Annotated in this window: 20 protein-coding genes and 1 CRISPR repeat array; of the genes, 16 read left to right on the forward strand and 4 right to left on the reverse strand. The window is 42.4% G+C overall.

Features of this window, described 5'->3' with window-relative positions; all coding sequences use genetic code 11:
- The first annotated feature begins 21 nt into the window (after positions 1-21).
- The 4 genes from H6G03_RS23255 to H6G03_RS23270 all read left to right on the forward strand — a co-directional run bounded on the left by H6G03_RS23255 (position 22) and on the right by H6G03_RS23270 (position 2,802).
- Positions 22-390: a helix-turn-helix domain-containing protein gene (locus tag H6G03_RS23255; protein WP_190469224.1), complete on the forward strand. Its 369-nt coding sequence runs from the start codon at positions 22-24 to the stop codon at positions 388-390.
- Between the two features lie 3 nt (positions 391-393).
- Entirely contained in the window at positions 394-1,269 is an 876-nt protein-coding gene (locus tag H6G03_RS23260; protein WP_190469226.1) for an ImmA/IrrE family metallo-endopeptidase, read from the forward strand.
- A 65-nt stretch (positions 1,270-1,334) separates the two neighbouring features.
- A complete protein-coding gene (locus H6G03_RS23265; protein WP_190469230.1) occupies positions 1,335-1,556 on the forward strand; it encodes a hypothetical protein in 222 nt (73 codons plus the stop codon).
- A 205-nt stretch (positions 1,557-1,761) separates the two neighbouring features.
- On the forward strand, positions 1,762-2,802 hold the full coding sequence (locus H6G03_RS23270; RefSeq protein WP_190469233.1) for a DNA cytosine methyltransferase: 1,041 nt from the start codon (positions 1,762-1,764) through the stop codon (positions 2,800-2,802).
- On the opposite strand, the gene H6G03_RS23275 is transcribed toward H6G03_RS23270, so the two are convergent.
- Positions 2,799-3,497, reverse strand: a complete 699-nt coding sequence (locus H6G03_RS23275) for an MAE_28990/MAE_18760 family HEPN-like nuclease (protein WP_190469236.1) — start codon at positions 3,495-3,497, stop codon at positions 2,799-2,801. The two genes, H6G03_RS23270 and H6G03_RS23275, sit on opposite strands and share 4 nt — an antisense overlap.
- Positions 3,494-4,600 carry a DUF262 domain-containing protein gene (locus H6G03_RS23280; protein ID WP_190469239.1) on the reverse strand — a complete coding sequence of 369 codons (1,107 nt, stop codon included), beginning with the start codon at positions 4,598-4,600 and terminating at the stop codon, positions 3,494-3,496. The genes H6G03_RS23275 and H6G03_RS23280 overlap by 4 nt, the downstream gene beginning before the upstream one ends.
- A 332-nt stretch (positions 4,601-4,932) precedes the next feature.
- Between H6G03_RS23280 and H6G03_RS23285 the strand changes: the two genes are divergently transcribed.
- The 3 genes from H6G03_RS23285 to H6G03_RS23295 all read left to right on the forward strand — a co-directional run bounded on the left by H6G03_RS23285 (position 4,933) and on the right by H6G03_RS23295 (position 6,286).
- On the forward strand, positions 4,933-5,163 hold the full coding sequence (locus H6G03_RS23285) for a hypothetical protein (protein ID WP_190469241.1): 231 nt from the start codon (positions 4,933-4,935) through the stop codon (positions 5,161-5,163).
- A gap of 103 nt (positions 5,164-5,266) precedes the next feature.
- Positions 5,267-5,431, forward strand: a complete 165-nt coding sequence (locus tag H6G03_RS23290) for a hypothetical protein (RefSeq protein ID WP_190469244.1) — start codon at positions 5,267-5,269, stop codon at positions 5,429-5,431.
- Positions 5,432-5,527: 96 nt separating this feature from the next.
- The gene (locus H6G03_RS23295; RefSeq protein WP_190469247.1) at positions 5,528-6,286 is read left to right on the forward strand and encodes an HAD family hydrolase; all 759 of its coding nucleotides are present in this window, start codon (positions 5,528-5,530) and stop codon (positions 6,284-6,286) included.
- Between the two features lie 273 nt (positions 6,287-6,559).
- Here the strand turns inward: H6G03_RS23295 and H6G03_RS23300 are convergent, their stop codons facing one another.
- Positions 6,560-7,414, reverse strand: a complete 855-nt coding sequence (locus H6G03_RS23300; protein WP_190469250.1) for a helix-turn-helix transcriptional regulator — start codon at positions 7,412-7,414, stop codon at positions 6,560-6,562.
- A 436-nt stretch (positions 7,415-7,850) separates the two neighbouring features.
- Between H6G03_RS23300 and H6G03_RS23305 the strand changes: the two genes are divergently transcribed.
- The 9 genes from H6G03_RS23305 to cas2 all read left to right on the forward strand — a co-directional run bounded on the left by H6G03_RS23305 (position 7,851) and on the right by cas2 (position 17,808).
- A complete protein-coding gene (locus H6G03_RS23305; protein WP_190469253.1) occupies positions 7,851-7,997 on the forward strand; it encodes a hypothetical protein in 147 nt (48 codons plus the stop codon).
- 78 nt (positions 7,998-8,075) lie between these two features.
- Positions 8,076-10,562: a hypothetical protein gene (locus H6G03_RS23310; RefSeq protein ID WP_190469256.1), complete on the forward strand. Its 2,487-nt coding sequence runs from the start codon at positions 8,076-8,078 to the stop codon at positions 10,560-10,562.
- 2 nt (positions 10,563-10,564) lie between these two features.
- A complete protein-coding gene (locus H6G03_RS23315; protein WP_190469259.1) occupies positions 10,565-11,437 on the forward strand; it encodes a hypothetical protein in 873 nt (290 codons plus the stop codon).
- Positions 11,438-11,440: 3 nt separating this feature from the next.
- Complete coding sequence (locus H6G03_RS23320; RefSeq protein ID WP_190469261.1) at positions 11,441-12,265, forward strand: hypothetical protein; 825 nt, start codon at positions 11,441-11,443, stop codon at positions 12,263-12,265.
- Entirely contained in the window at positions 12,258-15,038 is a 2,781-nt protein-coding gene (gene cas3 / locus H6G03_RS23325; RefSeq protein ID WP_190469264.1) for a CRISPR-associated helicase Cas3', read from the forward strand. Before H6G03_RS23320 ends, cas3 begins: the two co-directional genes overlap by 8 nt.
- Position 15,039: 1 nt before the next feature.
- Positions 15,040-15,876 carry a CRISPR-associated endoribonuclease Cas6 gene (cas6, locus tag H6G03_RS23330; protein ID WP_190469267.1) on the forward strand — a complete coding sequence of 279 codons (837 nt, stop codon included), beginning with the start codon at positions 15,040-15,042 and terminating at the stop codon, positions 15,874-15,876.
- Between the two features lie 5 nt (positions 15,877-15,881).
- Positions 15,882-16,475 (forward strand): CRISPR-associated protein Cas4, encoded by a 594-nt coding sequence (cas4, locus tag H6G03_RS23335; RefSeq protein WP_190469270.1) that lies wholly within the window; start codon positions 15,882-15,884, stop codon positions 16,473-16,475.
- A gap of 54 nt (positions 16,476-16,529) precedes the next feature.
- Positions 16,530-17,534, forward strand: coding sequence for a type I-D CRISPR-associated endonuclease Cas1d (gene cas1d, locus H6G03_RS23340; RefSeq protein WP_190469274.1), 1,005 nt, complete (start codon positions 16,530-16,532; stop codon positions 17,532-17,534).
- Position 17,535: 1 nt separating this feature from the next.
- Entirely contained in the window at positions 17,536-17,808 is a 273-nt protein-coding gene (gene cas2 / locus H6G03_RS23345; RefSeq protein WP_190469278.1) for a CRISPR-associated endonuclease Cas2, read from the forward strand.
- A gap of 251 nt (positions 17,809-18,059) precedes the next feature.
- Positions 18,060-21,458: a CRISPR direct-repeat array (repeat unit 37 nt; unit sequence GTGGAAATCAACATTAATCCCTTTCAGGGATTGAAAC).
- A 209-nt stretch (positions 21,459-21,667) separates the two neighbouring features.
- Here the strand turns inward: cas2 and H6G03_RS38225 are convergent.
- Positions 21,668-22,711, reverse strand: a complete 1,044-nt coding sequence (locus H6G03_RS38225) for a filamentous hemagglutinin N-terminal domain-containing protein (protein WP_190469288.1) — start codon at positions 22,709-22,711, stop codon at positions 21,668-21,670.
- Between the last annotated feature and the right edge of the window lie 168 nt (positions 22,712-22,879).

Below are 22,879 nucleotides of genomic sequence, written 5' to 3' on the forward strand. Positions count from 1 at the left end.
AAGCCTGACCCCAGACTGCTTATGGATGAATTTGCTTTAAAAGTGCGCGATCGCCGCCGCCAAGAAGGACTGAGCCAGCAAGAACTCGCCGATAAAGTCGGGATTTCCCGCAACTACCTGTCCCAAATCGAACGGGGACAAGCCACAAACCTCTCCTGGCAACTGATGGAGCGGCTTACCTCGGTTTTGGGATTAAAAAGCGATCCGGCGGAAAAACCTGTAGAAAGCGGAGATATTCCCGTTAGTTTGGCTGAATTTGCCAAAAAAGCGGAATTACCGCCCGATGACGTTATCATGCTGGCTCGTTTAAAATACCGAGGTCAGCAACCCACGACTCCTGAGAAATGGGAACTGCTGTATAACGTCATCAAAATGACCGTTGGAAAATAAATAGTGCGTGAGGTTCCACCAGCCGCTCAACCCTACCGCCATCCGGGAGAGGCGTTTTTAGCTCGCTACGGCGCAGTCCGCAGCGAGGAGGATGTGTGGCGCTATGTGGAGTTCCTGCGATCGGAATCCGGGTTGAGCGATGCGCCTCCGATAGACTTGGAATGTATCTACCGACACTTTGGCATTCCCACACCTCTGCGTGCGCCTTTGGACGAACAGCAAGGCATCTTAGTTGATAGCCGCACGGGTATCATTTTAATCAAGGAAAATGACCCGATCGTGCGGCAGCGCTTCACGGAGGGACACGAGCTGATGGAACTGCTGTTCGACGCGCAGGAACAGGGCAGGTTTTGCCCGAATTGGAGTGGCGATCGCAAAGAGCGATTGTGCGATCGCGGCGCAGCAGATTTACTGATGCCAGAGTCGTCTTTTTTACCACGGATGAAAGATTTGGGGATATCCTTGGCAAGTGGGCGATCGCTAGCCAAACTCTACCAAACATCCCTCCTCGCAACCTTAGTGCGAATGATGCAGCAGGGGTCAGGCAATTATGCCTTAGTCATGTGGCATTGCGCCCTCAAACCAAAAGAAGTGAAAGGACTTTCCGGACTTTCCTCATTATTACCCCAACCGCAAAAAAAGCTGCGCGTCTGGTGGCGAACGCAAACAAAAGATTGGCATGGCGGTTTTATTCCCAAAGATAAATCTATTCCCCACAACTCATTAATTTCCTACGCTTATGTTAGCGGACAACCCTACAACGGCATGGAAATGATTCATTTAGGTTGGGGTTTTATTAATTGCTTTGTAGAAGCGATGCCTATTCAAATTGGAGATAAATATTGTGTATTATCTCTGTTGCGTTTGACTGAAATTTAGTGGCTGCTATAATTATCCGTTGATAAGCGGTCAATTCTCTGGTTCGTGAGACGGACTTGACAAAAGTGGCGACACCTGCACGTTCTTTGGTACTTGCGGTGGGTATCCTGTTGACGACGTTGGGTGTCTGTGCTTTGATAGGATGGATGGGTTTGCTTCGATCGCAAGGAGAATTTGGGCTTCCCAAGGCAGTTAAGGTAACTCAAGGGCAGGTAGAGGCTTTGCGGTGGGCGACTAGAGATCTTGGGGAAGTTCGATCGAAATTTGATGAAGTGGAATTCGGATAGTCTTACCGATCTAGAATGTAAAAAGGGTGTTTGAGGTTTGGGGGTTTACTTGAAACTTGTCTGTTAGCATTCAAAGTTAAGTTGCCTTCAAGGTTATCTGTGGGCTTGTACTTAAGAAGTAATGTGGTAACTCGCTATCTTGTAGTTCGTATTCAAATACGCTAGACTACCCCGTTGGATCGGATATCCTAACAAGAGGGAGTGAATGGCTAGAAGCATCTCTACAGTCGATTTGTTTTGTGGTGCTGGAGGACTAACGCATGGATTTGAGCAAGCAGGTCTTCCAGTCAAAGCTGGATATGATATCGATCCCGCGTGTAAGTTTCCCTACGAACACAATAACAAAGCAAAATTCATATTGCAAGATGTGGAAAATGTCAGCGGTTTTGATTTAGCAGAACATTTTTCTGGAAGCAGTATTAAAGTATTAGCAGGATGCGCCCCTTGTCAGCCATTTTCAAGTTATTCAAGACGTTATAACGATCGACAGTCGAAGTGGAAGCTATTGCAAGATTTTGCTCGTCTAATTGAAGAATGCGAACCTGATATTATTTCAATGGAAAATGTTCTTCAATTAAAACACCATTCAGTTTTTGATGAATTTATCGCCCAATTGAAAAAGTTAAACTATTACTTTGAGCCTTATGAAGTTAACTGTCTAGATTATGGAATTCCTCAATCTCGAAAGCGATTAGTCTTACTTGCTTCAAAGTTTAGCAAAATTAACTTAATTCCAGCGACACATAACGCAAATAATTACCAAACAGTACGACAAACTATTGGAAATCTAGAACCCATTTCTGCGGGGCAAGCTTCTGAAAGAGATTGGCTTCATAGATGTAGTAAACTTTCCGCTTTAAATCTGCGCCGTATTCGTGCTTCCAAACCTGGCGGAACTTGGCGAGATTGGCCTAAAGAATTAATTGCAGAATGCCACTTAAAAACAAGTGGTAAAACTTATCCAGCAGTATACGGTAGAATGGAATGGGATAAACCTAGTCCAACTATTACTACACAGTGTTTTGGTTTTGGTAATGGTCGGTTTGGTCATCCTGAACAAGATAGGGCTATTTCTCTCAGAGAAGCAGCTTTATTACAAACTTTTCCACCAGCATATCAGTTTGTACCCCCTGATGAACCAGTAGCGATCGATCTAGTAGGGCGATTAATTGGTAATGCTGTGCCTGTTAAACTAGGTCAAGTTATTGCTAAAAGTATACTAAATTATATTGAACAGTTTAGTTAAGGCGTGCCTAAAGTAGATGAATCTAAGTAGTCTTTATTTGATAAATATTGTTCAATATTTTGCAGTATTTGCCTTAAATATCTGACTGTCTTATTCTTAATTTCTAATAACTCATCTGCGGTTTTATCTCTTCCTACCTCTGCAAAAGATTTAAAACCATGTGCTAAATCATTTCTATTTGACTTAATTATCAGCAAATCTATTCCATCACCTGTTTTAGCATAGTCAGTCAGATGTGAAAATCCATACTCAGTTGCCGTCGTTCTTATTTTCCTACCATCAAGGTTCCCGGAGAAAAGATCTTCTTTATCAAATCCAGCAATAATAATGTCAATTGAAATAGCTGTTATGCTTAAAAATATTTTGTCAGGATCTCGCTTCTTTAAGTTTTTGAGTACAATTTTTTTAAGTTCAGGTCTAATTTGATCGTAAGAAACTCCTTGACTTTTTAGTTCATCAAATATTGCTTCTATCGCATTTCGCATAGTTGCTTCTACTAGATTATACAGCAACAGAAAACCGCTAGCTTTCAACGTCTTGATTAACTCAGAATCAATTTCTTTGGTTTTTGGAATTCCTCCCTTACCTTCCATAGTTAATTTAGTAGTTCCCTGCTCCAAACTCTTCAAAAACATAAAATATTTGCTCACTTCTCTAGAGCGTTCATTAAAGTCCTGAAATAATGCGCTAGTCATAATTTACCGAGAAGTTGATCGCGAACATATTCAATACGCTTAATTACTTTAGGTCTAGAGTTGCTTGCATCTGAAGTAGTATATTCCTTGAATTCTGGTGAGTCAAGCCACTTCATTGATTTCGGTACAATATCGTTCTTCTTTCTTAATGCAAGTGCAACACCTACAGAAATTGCCTCAAATCGAATGCGAGGTGTTTTTACATTACCTTTTGCTTTACTAAATCCATTGGGAAAGTATTTTTCAACAAAATTTAACATTTTGTGAAATTCAGAGCGCATACCATCTTTGTCAATTCTATCATGGTTATGTTCTTCTAGATATTCATTAAGAAATTCATCAACCCTTCTGTCAAAGTTTTTATAATTATTTAAATAGGCAAAAAAACGTAGCACAAATTCTTCAGGTTCGCGTTTGCGGGCAAGTGCTTCTGAAAATGGACATAGTTCCCGAAATTTACTATCTTTGCCGAGTTCTTCAAGAAGTTTGACAAAAGGCCCCGGAGATATGCCTCTCCGCTTCTCCATATCATTTAGTTGAACACTACCAGTATTGATGCGTTCAAACATATCTCGTCTTATTTCTTCATCAGCTTTCTCAGTCAGCACAATCATACGAATGGTGGCACGGTTGAAGCGTCTTTGTCTTGCCAGCGGCAAATCACTAAATTTGAAATTGTTAAGCTGCTTTAGCTTTTCCAATCCACACAGCTTTAGATCGTTGTTGAGAAATCTGTCTAAAGTACGAATACGCTGAGTTCCGTCAACAATTTCTAACCGAGCTAAATCCTCCTTATCATCTTTTTGTTTAGGTGGCAAATCAGCCACAAAAATATATGGTATCGGTAGCCCTAACAAAAGAGATTCAATAAACTTTGACTGCCGAGAATCTTCCCAAATCATATCTCGTTGATAGTCTGGTATATACAACTCATTGATATCTTCATCCAGCCCATCTCTATATTTCTTGACAAGCACTTCCACAGGATATTCTTTTGTGTCATAATCAACTACTTTTTGCTTTTCGCGAATTTCCGCTTCTGCTGCTTCTCTTTGCTCATCTGTAATCTCGGATTCCAGTGGTATTTTTGCGGCTTTTGGCATATCGATCTCCAGTTGTTACAGAATGGGTGTAATAGAAGTACAGAATGTTGACAACTAAGTTGGGATACCTACAATTTTAACCGCTACAGCGTCATACACACGCCCCTCACCCATCAATACCTCATCAGAAATGCGATCGCTTACCGTGCTGTAGGCGATCGATCGCCTCCCACACCTGTTTGAGTAATTGTGGCTTATCTAAAAGCACTTTGGCAAGAGCGGTTTCAGTACCGATCGCTATAGCTATTCAAAATAGAAGGCTTGACCGGGATAAATAGAGCGCACGATCGTTCATACTAAATGGTAGACACCTTCGAGCATAAGAGCGATCTATGTTGTCACAAGAATTGAAGGAGCAAGTCTTCAAACTACCACCCAGCGATCGCCTTGCACTGGTGAGCGCCATTATTGAGTCCCTCCAAGACACACCAATTTCTGAGTCCGATCGTTCTGGCGCAATTAGACGAATGCGAGGCTTGTTAAAAACAGACCAGCCAGCACCGACGGATGAAGAAGTGGCTGCGATGTTAGAACAGCGACGGTTGGAGAAGTTTCTTCAGTGAGACGCGATCTTACTCTACCTTCCCTGTAGTAATAAGTTAAAATTTTAATCAAAATTCACCTATTCAGGTTAAAGTTACGATAGGATTGGGCAATTTTATACTGATGACATTACAAGAAGTGCAAAAACAAGCACTGCAATTGCCAACTGGCGATCGCTGGCAGTTAGTCCAAATTCTTCTAGAGTCGCTAAAACGGGAAACATACCCCACATTGAAGCGACGAAATTTGTCTCGGCTTCGAGGAATTGCCAAAAATTTCGTAACATAATGGCGCAGCATAACAACGTGCTGGAGCGGACGGTCGGGAGATATCGGTTGTGATGTGAACGTGATTAATTAGACGATCGCTGACTGGAAATTTGCTATGAATGAATTGCGTGCTTTGATTTTTGATGTTGATGGGACTTTAGCAGATACGGAACGAGACGGACACCGCATTGCGTTCAATCGTGCTTTTGCGGAAGCTGGGTTAGATTGGGATTGGTCGGCTGAGCTTTATGGTGATTTGCTTTCTGTTGCTGGTGGCAAAGAACGGATTCGCTTTTATCTAGATAAATATCGTCCCGATGTTCCGTCACTTGAAGATAGCTTTATTGCGGAATTACACGCTACTAAAACAAAGCATTATCGAGAGTTATTAGCTTTAGGTGAAATTCCCTTGCGTCCGGGGGTGAAACGTTTGATTTCGGAAGCTCGCGCTGAGGGGATAAGATTGGCGATCGCAACCACCAGCGCCTTACCCAATGTTACGGCATTATTGGAAAATAATTTAGACCCGTCTTGGTTTGAAATTATTGCTGCCGGCGATATCGTCCCAGCCAAGAAACCAGCCCCAGATATCTATCATTATGTTCTCAAACAGATGAATTTACAGCCACATGATTGTCTGGTTTTGGAAGATTCTCTGCACGGAATGCAAGCTGCAATTGGGGCTGGTTTGCCGACTGTTGTTACTGTCAACGACTACACTAAAGAGCAAGATTTTTCTAAAGCTTTATTAGTGTTAAGTCATTTGGGAGAACCCGAATTAGCTTGCACTATCTTGGCTGGCGATGCTTTTGATGGCAGTTATCTGGATATAGAAATGTTGCATCGTTTGCACAAATCTATATCCAAAGTTTGACAAAACACTGACTTTTTTGGCTGGGGTGTAGCAAAAAGATGACAGACTATAATTATTCCTTTTCTCTTTTCGCTTCACCCTGTTAATCTTCATACTGCATCATATCATATCCCGTAGCATCGGTTGCATAAAAAATGCGTTTTTATCTGCGTTCATCTGCGTTTATCTGTCTTCATCTGTGGTAAAAATTTAACCCCTAATTCCCACAGATAGTCCTCAACATCATTCATGTACTACCAATGCTACCGAACACAATACCACACGCTGTTAAGGCTAGAGATCGTACCGATCGCACAGAGCTTGTAGCTTTTTCTTGAAGCGATCGCGCAAACTTTTCGGAGCCACAATTTCGCAGTCTTCCCAATATCGCGATACTTCTCGAATTAACCAGAACGGGTTAACCACTAGCCGTACAACTTGTCGCACATCTTCCAAGAATACATTTTCGATATCTCCTGGCTTAGGTTCGTAGGCATTTGCCAACCACCCTCGAAACTGTAAATACACTTTTATGCGATCGAACTCACCTCTCCATACACCTGGGATGGGTTGGATATCCTTGATGCGATCGAAACGAAGGCAACGATTGTGGGCAACTTCTGCTAGATCCGGGTTTTCCTGCAAAGCATCGGCGGTTTCTTCGCACCAAATCTGCAAATAAAAGCGTTTTTCGTAGAAAATCACTTCCGCATAGCGAACCGTGAACTCCAAATTCTGACCCTGTGAGTTGAGATACTTGAGGCGGAATGGCTGACGATTGGCGATCGCTTCGTCAACTCGATCGCGCCAAGCTTGGATTCGTTGAGTTTGCTGTTGCAGCAGCGCTTGACGCAGGGGCGCTTCCAGGTCGCCTTGGTCGAGTAAAAGTGTATTTACAATTTCAGATGACTCGATTTGACCTGCATCGACCAGCAGTTTAGCCGCTTGGCGCAAGGCTTTGACTTGCTTTTCACTCAGGGTGAAAGCTTCCCGTCCGACTTGCAATTCTTCCTGCGCGATCGCCGCCACCAACCCCGATGGGCTGGGACTTTTACCCCAAACGATACCGAAACGGCGTGCGATCTCTTCCAGCCGCTCTTTAGTTCCGGGCGGGACGGATAATGTAAGTGTTTCTTTCTTTCTTGCCATTTTATACTTGACAATTAGATTTTAATCTGCCAAGCTACTTATTATGCAACTAAATTTTAGCTCAAAACTCAAATTTTAGTTTTAGTTGCTGAATGGAGGATAATTGCAGCAATCCAGCAGAAGTATGCTAATACCAACAGAAAAAGCCAGAGTTCTGCTCTGGCTCGCAAACCCTTACAGGGATTATGTTCAGAGAAAAATAATCTCTAACCTCCATATCAAGCAAGTTTCAATCCCTGAAGTAGGGATTAGGGAAATCTGGAGGCTTGTTTACATTATATATCGCCATCCTCCATATCAGCAACACAACCAGATTTTCTGTTAACCTAGAACACAGCCGGAGATAAAAGGCTGCGTCCTTTGTTAAATGCCATCTACAAGGGTATCACGTAGCCATCACCTCCGGCAAACTTGTCATATTTATATGGAGGTGACAATGCACGACCCTGACGAAATTGCTCGAAAAATTGCTGAGTACCGAGAGCAGATAGAGCGGCTTGAGCAGTACATCAGACAACTGCTGTATTTAGATGTTCTCAATTCTGAAGGCAACATCGTTAGTTACGCTGACTTGGAAGCTTAATTTATAGGGTATTCCAAGCAGAGGAGGTAGTTGTATTCAAACTACCTCCGACTGCTGAGTTTTTTGGAAAGTTAAATTATGAATATTTCCGCAAATCAAGCCAGAATTTTGATTAGCACTATAGCTGCTGGCGCTTTACCTGCTGAAACAGCAAAAGAGATTCTGGCGGAACTTGTCAAACATCCTGAGAGTAATGCAATCACCATTGCAAAAACATTCGGTTGTCCAAAAATCATTAGAAATTTAACAATTGCTACCAAAGATAAGCTAGCAGCCAACTCGTCAGGCAATCTTGAGGAAAAAAACAATCAAATCATTTATCAAGGTCAAATTATTGGTAGAACACAAATTTTGTATAAATCTCCTTTACCAGGAGAGCTTCAGGCTAAATTAGCTATTGAAACTGCGATCGATCGCTTTCTAGAGTATCTGCAAAAACTACTTTATATTGTTGTTTTGGATGAGAGCGATCGCCATGTTAGAGTCTTCATCCCTGTCACAAAAGAACCAGCGAACTTTAGCAAACTTTGGAAACAGTTTCTAGAAGAAGTTGCTTTCTCTGCTTATGGAAACACAATACACAAGTTACCAGGATTAGTTCAGACTTTTATTGTGATGCTTAATGCAGTCACCTTATCTGGACGAGGGTTTAGTACGCTGGATGTTCCAATTTTGACCCAAGAACAAGCGAATGTTCTCGCCGCTTGGTATTACGCTGTGATTCGAGATGTGCGAAAGCGACAGGAAAAGCGTCAGCAGGATATTGAGGCATTAAAGCGGCAACTGGAGAATCCTGAATTAACTGATAAAGACCGAAAATCAAAAGCCAAAGAGTTGCAAGATAAGGAGGCGATGCAGGAGAAAGAGGCGAAGAAATATACAGAGTATTTCCAAAAAGCTTTTACTAAATCGTTAGAAGAACAAAATGCTGCATGGCAAGAACTTAGTGTAATTCAAGAGGAACTTGCAAATTCAGGACTGGCTAAAACCGAACAACGAAAATTGCAGAAGCAACAGGATAAATTAAGTTCAAAGCTGGTATTTTTACAAGAATTTATCCAACAGAAACTCAAACTGATTCAGGAAGCAGAGGGCGATCCTTTTAAGTTTGTTCAGTTGGATGAAAAGCAAAATCCAGATATATTCAAACAGATTGTAGCGATCGCTAAAAACTTTGACAAACGAGCAACCGATCAAATTAACTCGACTCGTGGCGATATTTTTACGCAATGCGTAACAGAAATGTATCGGCTTCTGGAATTAAAGCCAACGCAGTTTGAACCGACACCAGAACCACTTTTGACAGAAAAATTTGTCATGCCGGAAATGCGATCGCCGGGAGATGACAGCAAAGAATTTTGCTATTCCTGCGGTGTTGCACTCGACCCAAAAACGGCACGATGGCAAGTTCTCCGATTCATGTTTGAACGTCCTTCTCAGCGTCGTCAATCATCTTCTGGAGAAGGTAGACCTCACATTTGTTCTTCCTGTTCAGCATTAGCATTTGCGTCACCATTAAAGGTTACGGAAGAGAGCATTATCATCCAACTCGATTCAGCTAATAAAGATGCTTCCGAGTTAAAAATAAAAGACTACATCAGAATGCTCGCTAGTAAGGAAATACATCTAAGTGCAGGTAAATATTTAATATTAGCGTCAGACCGTACAAGTGGAGGTGAATTAGCGTCTCAGAAGTTGGGGAAAATTCAATATGCAATAGCTAAAGTCGCATCGATTTTCCCACTTGAAGTTTTAACTGATTTTAATTTTTATCTAGTGATTCAAGGTACTCAACCTATTACATTAGCAAGTCGGCATTTAATTTTTGTTAAGGGTTTGATGGATTGCTATAAACAGTCAACTGTGATTTCTGGTAAAGATATCAACATCACCCTTGGTGATGCTGTGCGCTATATGCAGCAAGATTTACCGTTTCTAGCAGATTATACTCTAGCGAAAAGTTCTAACTTTTGCACTGATTTACATTTAGAAAAAGTACGTGAAATGTACTGGAAAAAGATACATAAAGATGTAGAATTGAAAGGAGATTCTATGGATTCAGACAATCAATTACCGAAACGAGCCAGATTATACCGGGATGTAGCGGCTCTCACAGGATTGACCTATGCTTTTGCTCAGTCCTTGGAAAGTACGGCTAAAGGCTTGATGAAAGCTGAAGATGCGGAACGGGAAGTTAGCAAACTGATTGAAAAGGTTGATGACGCGATCTCATTTAGTTATTATGCCACTCTTGGCGATCAGAAGAAAACAAGCGTTCAAGCAAGGTTGTATCACTATCCTGATTGCGATTTTATTTACAGCCAAACGAGAGAACTACTTAATCAATTAGCTATTCCTGACCGAGAAAAAAAAGATGATCAAGGGAAACTTTATCTGCAACTTTATGCAGATGATGTGACACGGGCTTATCAACACTTTGCGACTTCCAAAGATTATGCCCAAGAAAAAGATTGGAAAGAATTGACATACAATCTCAAACTTTCTCTATATACTCGATTCCCTGAATTAGTTCGCAAATTGAAATCTACAAGTGAGAAGAATTAACTATGGCTACTGGACTTCCTGAAGACAACCAAAACCCTCGTTTGCATTTTGATATCTACGCAATTTTAGAAGGTTCTCAAGAGCTTTATCTGGGGCATGAAGTACAAGTCAATGTCAACCTAGTAGAGACAGTAAAACTTTCCACAAAAGATGGGCGATCGATCGAAAAATGCTATATCTCTCCAACAAAACGCCGAGGAGTTGAGCGACGATGTTTGATCTGGGCACCTGTTAAGAGTGGTGTGTTATTAGGAGATAAGCAAAAGTGTGGAATTCCTGAAACTTGCGCTCTTCCAAATTGCCCTATTTGTGCGCCTTATGGAGGCTTAATAGCAGGTAAAAAAACTTTGATTGGTCGAGTAACGCATGGTGGAGGTGTTGCTGTTCAAGATATCTATCCTGTAGACAAACAACGAGCAATGCACCCAGCACGATTAGTGAATCAAAAGGAAGAAACTCCTGTTCCATTTAAGCGGCAATATAACCAACCTGGAATTCTCTATCCTGTGTCTAATCATGCGCTGAGTGTTACTGATTTAGAATTTGCGTCAGTTGCCTATGCGTTTTTAGATGCACTGCCTCGCATTGGTTCTGGTAATCCGAAAGGAATTGCGATCGCAGAAGATGACAACCAAATGCCTTTGTTAGTAGTCGATCGCTACTTATCTCCCAGAGGTAAACGCCCAATTATTTCTCCTTCAATTACAGATCCTCAAGAGGCGATCGGACGCTTCAAAAAACTTGCTGAAATTCCAGAACATAACACAGATTACATTCAGCTTCCTAACTTTGAACGCTGGATTGGTGATGCAGCTTTGACAGAATTGCAGAACCGTTCTAGCGACTTCGTAGAAAAGGTTTTACAGGCAGATTAAGCTATGTACTGTCTAGAATTCAAAATTCAGCCTACGGCAGCAATGACTTTTCGCATTCTGCCAGGGTCAATCCTCAACATTGCAACCTATCCGTTTGTTCCACCTACAACACTCTCCGGCTTCTTGCGACGACTAGGGATGATGAGCGTTGAGTTAGAAATTCCTGAAACTCGCGTCAATACTGACAATCCGCCTATTTATGCGTTACCACCTCGTTACGTTGCTCTAGGTGCGTATCCGACATCAAACTCATGGAGAGGAGTACATCGCACTTATCGTAAGGGAATGCGTGAGTTTAACCACGACTCTTTTTCCCGGTTGTATTTAGATGAGGATAAGGCAAACTTTCAACTTCATACCTGGGAGTATTTCATTGCAGAAGAGTTAGTTGGCTATGTAGTCGCGGAGTCTCCTGAAGGGCTAGAACACTTTCGGGAATTGGAGACTTATGGATGCAAGCTGGGGAAAGAGGGATTTGCGATCGTTACAGAAGTTTTAGAACTAATTGAGCTAGAACAAGAAACCAAAACAGCTTATCCATCAACGATTCTGCCAATGGAAGCATTGCTCCAAAACGGTCAATTTATGGGTGGTTGCGACATTTACAATCTTTATCGCTACCAATGGTCACCTAACAGTCAAACTCACTCCGATCGAGAAGGCTTTCTAGACAAGCAGCCTACAGAGGTAGATGGATTTGTACCCTTTGTTGCTGCCTATTTCTCAACACAAATGAATCATCCTCCTGAATTGGATTACTACACCAATGGGGAAATTAATATTCCGGTATCCCTCGTTAAATTACTGAGAGGTGAAGTTTATGTCTGAGGCAAAACGTAAGCGTCCGTTTATTTTCGGTCGCGTCTTCTTTCCTGGAAAATCCGATCCTGTTCCGTCTGTTGTTCGGTTACAACCGCTTGGCGATCATGTTGGTAATGTCAAACGTTTAGTCAAGCACTGGAAAGATTTTCCCCAGATTGAAGGCTCGTGCGATCGCGTGGTCAAAGCTGCTGAATTACACGACATGGCAAAGCCTCAGCGCTTTTCCATTACAACTGAGCCTGACCCAAAAAAGGAGCCAAATGGCAAATTTAAAAAATACAGCTACTCTTTTCGAGGGCATCCCTACATCGTTGAAAGTCCAAACCTATGGGCTCAAACTCTTGCTAGAGGACATCATGATTTCTCAGTTCAGAAAATTAGCGAAGATACATACAAACTTAAAAAAGAAAGCCCAGAATATGCCAATTTTCTGAGCCAAGACCCTTTAGCTTATGCTTATGAGCTTTATATTTTGGAAATGTGCGACCAAATTGAGGCAGAGTTAGCTTGTCGTGTTATTGGCGACGATGAGCAAGCGGAATCTCGCACGTTTATGGACTACACCATTTCCACTACACAGGATGAGCAAACGTATTTGCTAGATCCCTGGCCGTTTCAAGACCAAGAAATCAAATTGTCTTTTAAATATTGGTCTAAATATCTTTCTGAAGAGGAGCAAAAGCAGTTAAAAACTCTGCGCGATCGCAATGAAGATAACAAACTTGGGAATACCCTCGATCGCATTGTTAAAACCTGGTGGGAAGCTCAGACAACAAATCCTCAAACAGAGAATCGGCACATTATCTTAAAGCCAGTGTCGCAAAAATACCTGGAACCCCAAAATCATCAAGCTATTTACCAGAAACTTGCAGGATTTAAACCAAATCCAATGCAAGAAAAAATGTATGACGCAATTATCTCAACTAACGATCCTGTAATTCTGCTTAAAGGCCCAACTGGTACAGGCAAAACAGAATCAGTTTTATTTCCAGCTTTGGTTAAAGGATATAGACTGATTTTACCTTTACCTGCGAAAAGCCTCCTAGAAGACCAAAAGGAACGGATCGAAAAATATTTGCTCGATTTTTCAAATCCAGATATCTTTCCAGAGAACAAGGATCGAGAAATATCAATGGTTGTAGATACAGGCTCCCAAATGTATAGGTGGGTTTACAAAAATGGTAAGGACATTACTGCAACGCTCAATATCAATCTTCGTCGCCATCTTTATAAAGGAGACGTTATCTTAACTACGATTGACAAATTCCTGTATCGATACTTTTCATTTGGAGATAAGCAAAAATCTTTTATTTTTCCATTCCGAATCAATCAACCTAAAACTCTGATTTGCTTTGATGAATCTCATAGCTACGATGAAATCTCGTTCACAAACTTTCAGAGTCTAGTACAGGCGCTTTATGAAGCTGGACGATCGCTTGTCCTGATGACGGCAACTATGCCCAACGACCTCATTAAGCGTTTTGACTTTCTCAAAGAGAACGTAATTGACTTTATTGATGACGATGAGAATAGAGAAGAACTCGAAAAATTTCAGCAGCAAACACTCAATCGCCCTTACCTGAATCAAAGAAGTTTTGAGTGGCACAATACAATCCAGTGCTATCAAACAAATTCCGAAGGTCAGCGAGACTCTACTGAATTTCAAAATCAAGTTACAAAAATGATTTTGGCGCAATGGGAGTTAAGAGGAGAAGCAACAAGAATACTCGCTGTTGTGGAAACTGTCAAAGATGCCGCAGCAATTTATCAACAGCTAAAATCGACACTTAATTGTGATACCAGTTCTGAGAACCGATGGCTATTTTTCTATCACGGTCGCATTGCCGATAAACTTAGACCAGAACTCTACAAACAGATTAAACACCGAGATGAGAAGGAAAATTCCTATATTCTGGTGACAACCAGTGCGATCGAAGTTGGTTGCGATCTCAATGCTGAGGTTTTAATTTCGCAAATTTGTCCACCTGAAAATCTAATTCAAAGGGCGGGGCGTTGTAATCGCAGAGGTAATATATCAGATGCTAAAGTAATTTTAGTGGGCGATCGCATTCCTAAAGTGGGGGAAAAAGATTGCAGTTTAACTGAGGCTGGATGGCAGAAGTATCAGGAAACCTTAAAATCACTTCAATCATCGAAAAAGTTTGATGCTCGAACAATTGGTGAGTGTCTTTCTCACCCTTACCATGTTGATGACTACCGAGTTATCGAATTGTTCTCAATGCTGCAAGATTACGTTTATAATGCTGATCTCACCTGTCAACCTGCTCATGAGAAAGGTTTAGTAATTACACGAAGTTGGACACCCTCAGCAACACTCATTTTCGATGATGGTAATCATGGTGATTGGCAAAAAAACCTTGCTAATCTTCCTCAAGTTACAGTTCCAATTGACCGACTTAGCATCAAAGAAGTTGATAAAATTCCCATCAATAAGTATGCCAATGTAGATGCTTATGAACGCTACTATGACCAAGAAAAAACCCATTATAGCTTTAGACCTCTTCGAGGAGGTTATGCCTATTCCAAAGATATTCTAATCAGAATTGGCAAGGTAAACGATGGTGCAAGACACGAACCTGAGCTATCTTCCTATGACTATAAAAAAGAGCTTGGTTTTATAGACTTACCAGGTGTCTTTAAAAGGTGGAAGTCAATCGGATTTGAGGAAAGATTGAGATACGAGCCGAAAGATGGTAAAGGTGCAACTCTTATATACACAAAGGCTTTAAGTACAGAGACAATATCAGGAGGACTGTAAAATGCCTCATAGCCTCGTCCTCAATCTTTTTCCTATGTCGCCGATTCCACCGGGATATCTGACGGGTAAGCATTTTCATGCGCTGTTTTTGACTTTGGTGAGTTCGGTGGATAGGGAGTTGGGAACTCTGCTGCACGATGCGAAAACTGACAAAGCTTTTGCTCTGAGTCCTCTTCAGGTTAGCAATTATTCCCATCGCGATCGCATCCTGCAATGGGAACACAGACAAGCTATTGCGGCGGGTACTCCTTGCTGGTGGCGGATTTCGCTGTTGGATGATTCTCTGTTCGGACATCTCACTTCTCTTTGGCTGAATTTGAATCCCCAGCATCCTTGGCATTTGGGCCCAGCCGATCTCCAAATTACCAGTATTTTGGGTACGTCTCAATCTAATCAACCTTGGGCGAATTTTTCTAGCTATTCTCAACTTTACGATCGAGCTTCTGATTCGGAACGCCAAATAGAATTTACTTTTTGTACTCCGACTGCTTTTCGTCAGAGTAATTTCGATAATGCTTTACCGACTCGCGAAAGTGTTTTTGGTAGTTTGTTGCGGCGCTGGAATCAGTACAGCGGTATGCCATTTTCGGAAAATGTAAGCGAGTTTATTTATCCGAGTTTTTTCAATATTCGGACGGAGATTGTTACCGATGCTAGGAGTAAGTTTATCGGTTGTGTGGGGGCAATAACCTTTCGGATTTTGGGTGAGGTTGAACCGACTATTATCAAGCAAATTAATGCTTTGGCTGATTTTGCTCTTTACAGCGGTGTCGGACGCAAAACGCCGATGGGAATGGGTATGGTAATCCGACATTTTCCAAAACGTTCAAATCGTTGATATTTATGAATCAAATTGATTACGTTCCAATCGCGGCATTGAATCAGTATGCCTACTGTCCGCATCGCTGCTGGCGAATGTTTTGTGCGGGGGAGTTTACCGATAATCAGTATACCATAGAAGGTACGAGTTTGCACGAGCGCGTTCACACTCTCTCGCAAAATCTTCGCGATGAAACTTGGCAAGTTCGTGCGATTTGGCTGAAATCCGAACAATACAAATTGATTGGAAAATCAGATTTGATTGAATCGGAATCGGGCGAACTTTATCCGGTGGAATACAAGCGCGGACGCAAGGGTGAGTGGGATAATGATGAGTTGCAAGTAGCGGCGCAGGCGATGTGTTTGGAGGAGATGACTGGGAAAAATATCGCCTCTGGTTATGTTTATTACGCTCAATCTCACCAACGTCAATTCGTGGATATTTCTCCCCAGTTGCGGGAGGAGGTAATTGCAACTATTTCGGCTGTTACTATTTTACTAGAAACTGGCAACAGACCGCCTGCAATTTATTCGCAACGTTGTAAAGGTTGCAGTCTTTATTCTCAATGTTTGCCTGAAGTTGCTGTGAAGGTAACTCGCTATCAAGAAGTTAATTAAATTCTTAGGTACGTTGTTGCACTTTAGCGCCAAAGCCAATGGGAGGAAATCAAAATGGGAACTGTTTACATCACTGCTGATGATGCTTTTGTTGGCAAAACTGACGAACGTTTGTTGGTGAAGGCGAACAAAGATAAACTTTTGGATGTGCCTTTAATTAAAGTAGAAGGAATTGTAGTTTTGGGACGGGCAACGGTTTCGCCTGCGGTGGTAAATGAATTGTTGGAAAGGCACATTACTTTAAGTTTTTTGACGGAAACAGGACGTTATTTAGGACGGTTGGAACCCGAAATGACTAAAAATATCTTTGTGCGGAAAGCGCAATGGCAAGCGGCGGGGGAAACTGAAAAGGCGGTGCATTTGGTGAAGGGATTTGTGCGGGGTAAGTTGAAGAATTATCGGATGATGTTGTTGCGACAAGGGCGAAAGTATGCGGCACTCGATATTGATGGGGCAGTTAGTAGGATAGAGAATGCGATCGCACCCATCGACGAAACCAACAAAATCGATTCTTTGCGCGGATTGGAAGGTGCTGGTAGCGCTGGTTATTTCAGTGCTTTCAATCAATTGATTCGCAGTGAAGGGTTTAGCTTTAATGGCAGAAACCGCCGCCCTCCGACCGATCCAGTTAACGCACTGCTGAGTTTTGGTTATTCCCTATTGCGTCACGATATCCAAAGTGCGGTGAATGTGGTGGGTTTCGATCCTTATTTAGGATATCTGCATTGCCAACATTACGGTCGTCCGGGATTGGCGCTGGATTTGATGGAGGAGTTTCGACCTTTGGTGGTGGATGCTGTTGTTTTGAGTACAATTAATTTGCAGAAACTTGCACCAGCAGATTTTACCACGGAACCGCTCAGCAATGCGGTGCTGTTATCGAAGGAGGGACGGCGAGAGTTTCTGAAACTTTATGAGGAGAAAAAGCAATCGAAGTTCAAGCATCCGGTGTTGGGAAAGCAATGTACTTATCAGGAAGCGTTTGAGATTCAGGCGCGTTTGGTGGCGAAGTATTTGATGGACGAAATTGAAAAGTATCCTCCGTTGGTGTTGAAATAAGATGTTTGTGGTTGTGTCTTACGATATTCCAGAGGATAGTCGCCGGACAAAGGTGCATTCTATCCTCAAGTCTTACGGACAGTGGATGCAGTTTAGCGTGTTCGAGTGCGATTTGACCGAAACGCAATATGCTAAATTGCGATCGCGCCTAGCCAAAGTGATTAAACCTGAGTCCGACAGCATCCGCTTTTACTTCCTGTGCGGCTGCTGCCAAGGTAAGATCGAACGGATTGGGGGAGAAGCCGTGCGCGATAACTCGATTTTCTTCGCTTAGTTGCGACTACCAGTAGGTGTTTGGTGAGAGGGATGCTGCTTTCGAGGCGGTATCCCTCTTCTGGTAAGGGTTTCCAGCTTTTTGGAGGCAAAAGGGGTAGTCGCGAGCGCTGGAATGCTTGTGGAGAGAGGTTTTCGAGATTTTTTTTTCAGGGGTATTGCCAAACCCCCAGGCTGGAATGGTATATTTATATCTGTCAGTCGCAACCGTACCTTGAAAACTAAATACGATAAGGCTTCCGGGTGGATGCAGTGGAAATCAACATTAATCCCTTTCAGGGATTGAAACCAGTGCTGCCGAGTTTTGCAGCAGTGTGTTAAAAACGTGGAAATCAACATTAATCCCTTTCAGGGATTGAAACTTCAGTAATTGCCCCATGAGTTGAGTGGAGGGCGTGGAAATCAACATTAATCCCTTTCAGGGATTGAAACCAACGAATCGTTAGTGGATGACGCCGCAGGGGGGCGCACTTTGTGGAAATCAACATTAATCCCTTTCAGGGATTGAAACAATAGGCCAAGCTGCAACACGCTACTTGATTTGAGTGGAAATCAACATTAATCCCTTTCAGGGATTGAAACATAAAGCTAGATTCAGGGCTAGTCAGCCTTCTTCGTGGAAATCAACATTAATCCCTTTCAGGGATTGAAACCAAGCGAACCTGGGAGGGCAACCATGACACTCCCCAAGTGGAAATCAACATTAATCCCTTTCAGGGATTGAAACGGGAATTGGGTAGCAACAACCGAACCTGGAAAGTACTACATTGGTGGAAATCAACATTAATCCCTTTCAGGGATTGAAACAGCGGCATAATACCCCTGAGAACCTATATAAATATTAGTGGAAATCAACATTAATCCCTTTCAGGGATTGAAACAATATTGTCCCGTGGGGGACTTTTTTGAAGCTAGAGTGGAAATCAACATTAATCCCTTTCAGGGATTGAAACGTTTACGCTGAAACTTCCCCTAATTGCCAAGTCAGAGGTGGAAATCAACATTAATCCCTTTCAGGGATTGAAACCAAGGCTATCAAACTCACGGGTTACGAGCCCGTAGTCGTGGAAATCAACATTAATCCCTTTCAGGGATTGAAACTTGTAATGGTGACTGTGATGAAGAACTTCTAGAACGTGGAAATCAACATTAATCCCTTTCAGGGATTGAAACCATACCACCTACAAGCACCAAGCGCAAAGATTCGTCTAGTGGAAATCAACATTAATCCCTTTCAGGGATTGAAACATTGGAATATCGCAGGGTGGAGGTTCTCCTGCGGGTGGAAATCAACATTAATCCCTTTCAGGGATTGAAACCAGATATCTCATCGATGGTTGGTAAACTGAAATCTAGTGGAAATCAACATTAATCCCTTTCAGGGATTGAAACTCCGAAAACGATAGCGAGTATGCTCGACCCATCTTGGTGGAAATCAACATTAATCCCTTTCAGGGATTGAAACTTGGGTTTCAGGCGATGAAGATTTTGAGTTAGAAGTGGAAATCAACATTAATCCCTTTCAGGGATTGAAACTAGCTGCTTGCTGTTGAGAATCGAATCTGGCTTGGGTGGAAATCAACATTAATCCCTTTCAGGGATTGAAACCTTGCTTGAGGAGTATCTATTACCTGATAGATAGGAATGGGTGGAAATCAACATTAATCCCTTTCAGGGATTGAAACATATTCTGAGGAGGGAGATATTTTGTAAATATCAAGTGGAAATCAACATTAATCCCTTTCAGGGATTGAAACTTTAAATATATATTCAAAAGAATTAGTAGAATTTAGGTGGAAATCAACATTAATCCCTTTCAGGGATTGAAACCTTACGCTATTGCCCCGAAGCGCCTTGCTTAGTGCGTGGAAATCAACATTAATCCCTTTCAGGGATTGAAACAAAAACCTAATGTGGCTGCGATAGTCGCCTTGTTGCGTGGAAATCAACATTAATCCCTTTCAGGGATTGAAACAGCTGGAAGGTTCGCTTTACTCGGAAACCGCTAACGTGGAAATCAACATTAATCCCTTTCAGGGATTGAAACCCGAGAAATCGACGGGAATGGTAGACTCCATTAAAGTGGAAATCAACATTAATCCCTTTCAGGGATTGAAACCATATTTTAGCTTCCCCCGCTTTCAAGTGAAAAGGAAGTGGAAATCAACATTAATCCCTTTCAGGGATTGAAACCACCTTCTGGACGGCCAAACGCTTTACTATTACGAGTGGAAATCAACATTAATCCCTTTCAGGGATTGAAACGGCGCATACCTGACGTACATAGCGCAGTTCGAGAAGTGGAAATCAACATTAATCCCTTTCAGGGATTGAAACATATCCCTCATGCCCAGTACGCCATCCGAAATGCGGATGTGGAAATCAACATTAATCCCTTTCAGGGATTGAAACCATTAGTACTAGCACTTGCTGTAACTGCTGTGGTGGAAATCAACATTAATCCCTTTCAGGGATTGAAACTCTGAGTCGCAGGTTGAAAACCTTTGTCGCCTTAGTGTGGAAATCAACATTAATCCCTTTCAGGGATTGAAACCTGTGGCTTACTTTGAGCCTAAATTTCATGAGCCAAGTGGAAATCAACATTAATCCCTTTCAGGGATTGAAACAAACTTTACTAGAAATATGCTGAATGTTCCCCATAAGTGGAAATCAACATTAATCCCTTTCAGGGATTGAAACTCTACAAACACGCCCCGACTTGTGCCAGGGCGCTTTTTGTGGAAATCAACATTAATCCCTTTCAGGGATTGAAACTTACCAGAAATTTATAGAAGACAGAATCCTTTTGTTTGTGGAAATCAACATTAATCCCTTTCAGGGATTGAAACCCCTTCACAATTTTTAAATCGTACTTTTATTATAGGTGGAAATCAACATTAATCCCTTTCAGGGATTGAAACCAAGAGAGCGATCGCCTACGATTAGTTCTGCCAATGTGGAAATCAACATTAATCCCTTTCAGGGATTGAAACTCCACGGGGCAAAATTGGTATGGGCAGCAGAAGCGTGGAAATCAACATTAATCCCTTTCAGGGATTGAAACGAGGAGTTTGATGAGATAATTATCCGAATGGTTGAGTGGAAATCAACATTAATCCCTTTCAGGGATTGAAACTTCCGCAGGTCGCCGTTTTCTGTAGACTTCTTGAGTGGAAATCAACATTAATCCCTTTCAGGGATTGAAACCCCTATCCTCGCCCTTTAGTTTCTATTTCATCTATGTGGAAATCAACATTAATCCCTTTCAGGGATTGAAACTTTTTTTATGAAAAATTTAAGCTGAAAACCGCCTTTGGTGGAAATCAACATTAATCCCTTTCAGGGATTGAAACAAATCAACCTCGGTTGAATAACCCTAGAAATAAAAAGTGGAAATCAACATTAATCCCTTTCAGGGATTGAAACAAGAGAATCCACTTCAGTGTGCAATTTCAAAATTCTCGTGGAAATCAACATTAATCCCTTTCAGGGATTGAAACTCAGGTTCATCAACCCGAACCGCAGCCCGAACCCGAACCGCGTGGAAATCAACATTAATCCCTTTCAGGGATTGAAACATGCTGAGTTTTTGGACTTCAAGAGCAGCAGCGCAAGTGGAAATCAACATTAATCCCTTTCAGGGATTGAAACTAATAAATGTATATATAAAGAAAAAACTAACAAAAAACCCCTGGACAGGGCGTCAGGGGCTAGCGTTTTAACAGGCATCCACAATCAGAAATACAAGAGCGCAGCGAACTAAGCAAGAAGGTTTTGACCCCATTGGCGCTTGACCCCCTACCCGACAGGAGGGTAAGGGAATCGAAAAGCACGAATCGCGAGACAATCGATCGCACTGCTTAATTGCCCTCACCGAGAGGATAAGCAGATGCCTGACAAGATGAAGAAGACGGCGTGACATCTGTTAAATTGGCACTGAGAACGACTTTACCATCTGGTGCGATCGACCAACCAGTAGCTTCTACCAACTCAGTACTCGGTGTTGCCTGTTGGGTAGTGGGTGAAGAATTTTTGCGACGACCTCCTATCCCTGACATGATAGATCGATCGCGCAAATCCACCCAAACCGCCTCATCGGTAAGCGCATCAGTCGGACTGGGTGGCAAACCACCTCTACCCGTAACATAGAAAGTACTCGCCAGTGAAGAACGGGAACAAGGTTGATTTGCAAATAATTTCACCACATCAGCAAACTGAGCTCGTCGCGCTCGAAACAGCGAACTGATATTGAGTGGCCCAGGAGCCTTACCATTAAATTGCTCCCCCGGCGGTGGCGGCGGTGGCCCCAACAATGGTAGAGAAAACGAAAGGGGCGATACCGTCCCCACTGACAGCGGCAAAGTAAAATTAGAGTTAGCCCCAATATCTGTTCCCTCTAATTGCAAGCCACCCGGTATGTTAACAGTCAACAAAGGAGCAGTTTGAGAATTGCTAGCGCTAAAGTTCGTGCCATCGGCAAAGTTTACCTCTTTATTCGTAGTCAGCACAAAAGAACCGCCCACATTTAGCTGCGCGTTAGGGCCAAAAATCACCCCATTGGGATTGTGCAGAAATAAGTGAGCTGTGCCGTTGACTTGAATCAACCCATCAATATTAGAAGCCGAACTACCCGTCACGCGAGCGAAAATGTTTTGAATATCGACAGCATTGTTAAAAACAACCGTGCCGCCAGTCGGGACAGAAAACTCCTGAAAACTGTGAACCAGGCTGCCGCCGTTTCGCGTTCCTCCTACGATAGTACTGGTATTGCCCTGTTGCGTAACGATCGAATTACTTTGTCCAGCAGCATCTGGGACGATTTGTGCCGTCGCCGTTGTAGCAGCCAACAGACAGGCTGAGGCACTTCCTAACGCAGACCAGAATCGCAAAGAACAACTTTTCATGGCGGCGAATTCACTAGAGGCGAGGGGAGTGGGGGAGTGGGAGAGTGGGGGATTGAGACAATAGAGATCTCCAACATATAAACTAAACTGCGATCGCCAATGGTAAAATAGAGTTTTACCTTCCCCAAAATGAGTCAACTGAGAGAGTACATAGAGAAGCATCCATCA

Origin of the sequence: Aerosakkonema funiforme FACHB-1375 (assembly GCF_014696265.1) — a bacterium.
GTDB classification, from domain to species: domain Bacteria; phylum Cyanobacteriota; class Cyanobacteriia; order Cyanobacteriales; family Aerosakkonemataceae; genus Aerosakkonema; species Aerosakkonema funiforme_A.